This window comes from Gryllotalpicola sp. CP2-P1 (assembly GCF_057512245.1).
This window is the reverse complement of sequence record NZ_JBLRDT010000198.1, coordinates 1-4,670: the sequence shown is the minus strand read 5'-3', so window position 1 is coordinate 4,670 and position 4,670 is coordinate 1. Positions and strand designations below refer to the sequence as shown.

Sequence of the window (4,670 nt, the reverse complement as noted above, 5' to 3'; positions counted from 1 at the left end):
GGCTGACGCGGCGCGCGCACGCGGTTCGGGTCGACACCCTTCGGGATAGGCAGCGGCGCCTGCAGCGACGACAGCCGGTTGTCGACCGCCTGCACCTCGGTCTTCGTCAGCGTCGGCTTGATCTTGGTGAGCGTCGAGGCGACCTTCCGCAGCGGCACGGCGTCATCGTCGGGGCCGACGTTGATCGTGGTGACCGCGACGTTCGGCACGGTGCGGTTGATCTTGCGGCGCTCCTCCTCAAGCATCCGCCCGGTGCGCGACTTGGGCCCCTCGCTGATGAGCACGACGCCGCCGCGTCCGACGGCGCGATAGACGGCGTCGCGCGTCTTGCTGTTGACCGCGACCGGCATCTCGCTTCCGCGCCAGCCGCGCTTGAGAGACGAGCGCAGCACGGCGCCCACTGCGCCGGGCTGGCCGCTGATCTGCGAGTACGCCGCGCCCTCGGCACGACGGCCGAGGATGACGGTGGCGAGCAGCACGCCGCCAAGCACGCCGGCGACGATCCAGAGCACCGTCGAGATGATGCCGGTGGAGAGCACGAGCGCGAGGACGACGCCGACGACGACGGGCAGCAGGAAGCCGCCGATCATCAGCGGCAGAGCCTGCTTGTCGTACTTGCGGGTCATCTTGAAGACGTCCCACATCTGCCGCAGGCGGCCCGGTTCGGCGCTCGCTGTGGGGGCGGCGGAGCTAGTTCGTGCCATGCCTAGAGATTACCTGAACCAGCTCATGCAATCCGCTGAGCGAGGGCGTCGCGGGCCTGTGCCCAGAGCCGCCCGGCGCGGTACGAGGAGCGCACCAGCGGCCCGGACATGACGCCCAGGAATCCGATCTCGCGCGCGGCCTGCTCGAAGTCGACGAACTCTTCAGGGCGCACCCAGCGCGCCACCGGCAGATGGCGAGGGCTCGGCCGCAGGTACTGGGTGATCGTGATCAGATCGGTACCCGCGTTGTGGAGGTCCTCGAGGGCGTGCAGCACCTCGTCGGGCTCCTCACCCATGCCGAGGATGAGGTTCGACTTCGTGATCATGCCGGCGCGCTTGGCCTGCGTCAGCACGTCGAGTGAGCGCTCGTAGCGGAAGGCTGGCCGAATGCGCTTGAAGATGCGCGGCACCGTCTCGACGTTGTGCGCGAACACCTCGGGGCACGCGCTGAAGACCTCGTTCAGGTGCTGGGGATTCCCCGAGAAGTCGGGCACGAGGATCTCGACGCCGACGCCGGGCGCCTGACGGTGGATCTCGCGGATGGTCTCGGCGTAGAGCCAAGCCCCCTCGTCGTCGAGGTCGTCGCGTGCGACACCCGTGACGGTCGCGTACCGCAGCTCCATCTGCGCGATGGACTCAGCGACCCGGCGCGGCTCGTCGCGGTCGTAGTCCGCGGGCTTGCCGGTGTCGATCTGGCAGAAGTCGCACCGGCGCGTGCACGCGGACCCGCCGATGAGGAAGGTCGCCTCGCGGTCCTCCCAGCACTCGAAGATGTTCGGGCACCCGGCCTCCTGGCAGACCGTGTGCAGCTGCTCGGTGGTGACGAGGTTCTGCAACTGGCGGTACTCGGGCCCCATCTTCGCCCGCGTCTTGATCCAGTCGGGCTTCTTCTCGATCGGCGTCTGCGCGTTGCGCACTTCGAGCCGCAGCAGTTTGCGACCCGTCGTGTCATGGGCCGGGCCGCCGCCGTTGGAGATGTTTGTGATCGTCATGCCAGCACCGCCGCCCCGGGCTCGTGCGCCGCGGCGAACACGCGGTCGAAGACACGGGTGAGCACGGGAACGACCGCCTCGGGGTCGACGACGCGCGCCTCGCCGCGGCGCGCGAGCTCGCGCGTGATCGTCGTGACGCCGGCATCGCGGATGCCGCAGGCGACGATCTGCTCGTACGCGTCGAGGCTGTTCGAGCAGTTGAGGGCGAAGCCGTGCATCGTGACACCCTCGGCGACCCGCAGACCGATGGCGCCGATCTTGGCGTCCGGAGCCGGTTCGCCGGCGTCGGTGGTCTGGCTCACCCAGACACCGCTACGGCCCTCGACGCGGTGCCCCTCGACGCCGAACTCGGCGATGACGTCGATCATCATCTGCTCGAGCCGGCGCACGAAGGCGACGACGTCGACAGGCTCGGCGAGCCGCATGATGGGGTAGCCGACGAGCTGACCCGGCCCGTGCCAGGTGATCTTCCCGCCGCGATCGACGTCGATCACCGGGGTGCCGTCGGTGGGCCGCTCGGAGGCCTCTGTGCGTTTGCCCGCCGTGAAGACGGAAGGGTGCTCGAGGAGCAGCAGGGTGTCGGGCGCCGACCCGCGAACCACGGCCGCGTGGGTCTCACGCTGCAGTTCGAGGGCTTCGAGATACGGCACGGAATTGGCGCTTAGTCCCGTGACGCGGTACTCGATCATTCGAAGGATTTCCCGTCGTCGGTGTTCTGAAGTTGTGGTTACACCCTATGTCGCCGCGCGATCTTGGCCAGCACAGGGCACGGGGCGGCGCAGCTGTCCACTTCTGCGGGGTGCGGCTCGGCGGTGCGCTTGTCGGCCCCATCAGGATCGAGGGTATGACGGATGCCACCGCCGAGCTCTCGGCGACCTCGTTCGGGCGCCGCGCGGCGGCGCTCCTCGCCGCCTCGAGCGAGCACCTGCCCCGCGTGCTCGATGTGACGGTGCTGGGGGAGCGGCACGAGCTCCTCCTCGAGGAGGTGACGGGGCCGACGCTCGGCGCGCTCCTCGCCGGGCGCCGCCGTCTGTCACCCGGCGAGGCGGTGACCACCGTCATCGGCGCCGCTCGCGCGGTCGCTGCGCTGCATGCGGCGGGCTATTGCGGCGTGTCGCTCGCAGAAGACACTTTGCGCTTCGCCGGCGACGGCCGCCCGGTCGTGCTCGGCCTCGACCGTCTGAACGAGACGGTGCTGGCGGGCGCCCAGGGCATGGCGAACGATTGGCGCGAACTCGCGGCCCTCGCCGACCGGCTCGGGCTCATCGCGCACGGCCGCGCGGCCGGGGCGCTCGGGCCCGCGCACGTGGGCCTCGGGCTGGCGCTTGCGACGCTCACCGCGGGCGAGAGCGAGCAGAGTGTCGATCGGCTGGAAGAGGCGCTGTTCGATCTCGCCGAGCCGGAGCCAGTGCGGCTCGAGGTGGCAGGGCCCGCCGAGCGCGCAGCGTCGCCGCTCACCGTGCGGCGGCACAGTGCGGCGCACCGCCGCCCGAGCAGCTCGGTGCTCCTCGAGGCGTTCGACGCAGGGCCGGCGGCTCTGCTCGCCGGGCCCGTCGCGGACGTGCGGAAGCGCGCCGGCGCGCTGCTCGCCCGACTGCACGGAAGGGCGCGGCTTCTCGTCATCGCCTGCGGCGCGGCGGCCGCGCTGACGTGCGCTGCCGTCGTCCTGCTTCCCGACGGCGCGTCAACGCGCAGCGCGCCAACGGCGACGCCGGGGACGCCGAGCGCGACCGCCGACGAGAGCGCCGCCGTGACCGCGTCCCCGACCCCCTCTGCGGACCCCGAGCTTCAGGCGGACGACCCCGTCGCTGCCACCCCCGTGCTGCTCGCCCGAAGAGACCACTGCCTCACGCTGAGCGCCCGCGAGCAGGCGGGGTGTCTCGCCGACGTCGCCGACGGTCAGGCATCCGATCTGTCGCGGCCTGCGCGCCCGCTCGCGGGGCTCGCCCCGTCGCTTCTCGAGCGCTCGGGCGACTCTGCGCTCATCGCTCTCACGCCGAGCGACCGCAAGACGCAACCGGCCTCGGCCCTGCTGATGAGGACCGAGGCCGGTTGGAGGCTGAGACAGCTCTATGAGAACTAGATGCCGAGGTCGCCCTCGAACGCCGCCTCTTCGAGGCGCGCCTTGACCGCGCCGAGGTAGCGCGCCGCGTCGGCGCCGGCGATCGTGCGGTGGTCGTACGACAGAGCGAGGTACACGATCGAGCGGATCGCGATGACGTCCTGGCCGTCGGCCTTGATCACCGTCGGCTCCTTGACGACGATGCCCGTGCCGAGGATCGCCGACTGGGGCAGGAAGACGACCGGCGTGTCGAACAGAGCGCCGCGCGACCCGGTGTTGGTCAGGGTGAAGGTGCCCCCGGCCAGCTCGTCGGGCTTCAGCTTGTTCTCACGCGTGCGCCCGGCGAGATCGGCGATCTGCGCGGCCAGGCCCGCGATGTCGAGAGAGCTGGCGTCCTTGATGACCGGCGTGAGCAGGCCGCGTTCGGTGTCGACCGCGATCGCCAGGTTCTCGGTAGCCGGGTAGTTGATCGTCTCGCCGTCGAAGGTGGAGTTGATGATCGGGTAGACCTGCAGGGCCTCGAGCGCCGCCTTCGCGAAGAAGGGCAGGAAGGACAACTTGTTGCCGGTCTTCGCCTGGAAGTCGGCCTTCACCCTGTCGCGCAGAGCCGCGACCTTGGTGACGTCGACCTTCACGACAGTCGTCAGCTGGGCGGTCTGCTGCATCGACTCGACGGCACGCTGCGACATGACCTTGGTGAGGCGGGATGCCTGCACCGAGGTGCCGCGCAGCGGCGAGACCTCGAGGGGTGCCGGAGCCGCGGGAGCAGCGGGCGCTGCCGCGCCCGCGCCGGAGGCGGCGTTGAGCACGTCCTCCTTGCGGATGCGGCCGCCGACGCCGGTGCCCGTGACCGAGCCCAGGTCGACACCCTGCTCGCTGGCGATCTTGCGCACGATCGGCGTCACAGATCGG

The 4,670-nt window shown here is 70.7% G+C and carries 5 protein-coding genes; 1 reads left to right on the top strand and 4 read right to left on the bottom strand.

What is annotated here, in order from left to right; all coding sequences use genetic code 11:
- The 3 genes from ACM2XV_RS12600 to lipB all read right to left on the bottom strand — a co-directional run.
- The coding region (locus ACM2XV_RS12600) for a DUF4191 domain-containing protein (protein ID WP_487027171.1) at positions 1–704 on the bottom strand (704 nt) is incomplete at its 3' end.
- A gap of 23 nt (positions 705–727) precedes the next feature.
- On the bottom strand, positions 728–1,696 hold the full coding sequence (gene lipA, locus ACM2XV_RS12595; protein ID WP_487027170.1) for a lipoyl synthase: 969 nt from the start codon (positions 1,694–1,696) through the stop codon (positions 728–730).
- Positions 1,693–2,385 carry a lipoyl(octanoyl) transferase LipB gene (gene lipB, locus ACM2XV_RS12590; RefSeq protein WP_487027169.1) on the bottom strand — a complete coding sequence of 231 codons (693 nt, stop codon included), beginning with the start codon at positions 2,383–2,385 and terminating at the stop codon, positions 1,693–1,695. Before lipB ends, lipA begins: the two co-directional genes overlap by 4 nt.
- 155 nt (positions 2,386–2,540) lie before the next feature.
- Between lipB and ACM2XV_RS12585 the strand changes: the two genes are divergently transcribed.
- Positions 2,541–3,779, top strand: coding sequence for a hypothetical protein (locus ACM2XV_RS12585; protein ID WP_487027168.1), 1,239 nt, complete (start codon positions 2,541–2,543; stop codon positions 3,777–3,779).
- Here the strand turns inward: ACM2XV_RS12585 and ACM2XV_RS12580 are convergent.
- Positions 3,776–4,670: 2-oxo acid dehydrogenase subunit E2 (locus ACM2XV_RS12580; protein WP_487027167.1), on the bottom strand; the 895-nt coding region annotated here is incomplete at its 5' end. The genes ACM2XV_RS12585 and ACM2XV_RS12580 overlap by 4 nt on opposite strands.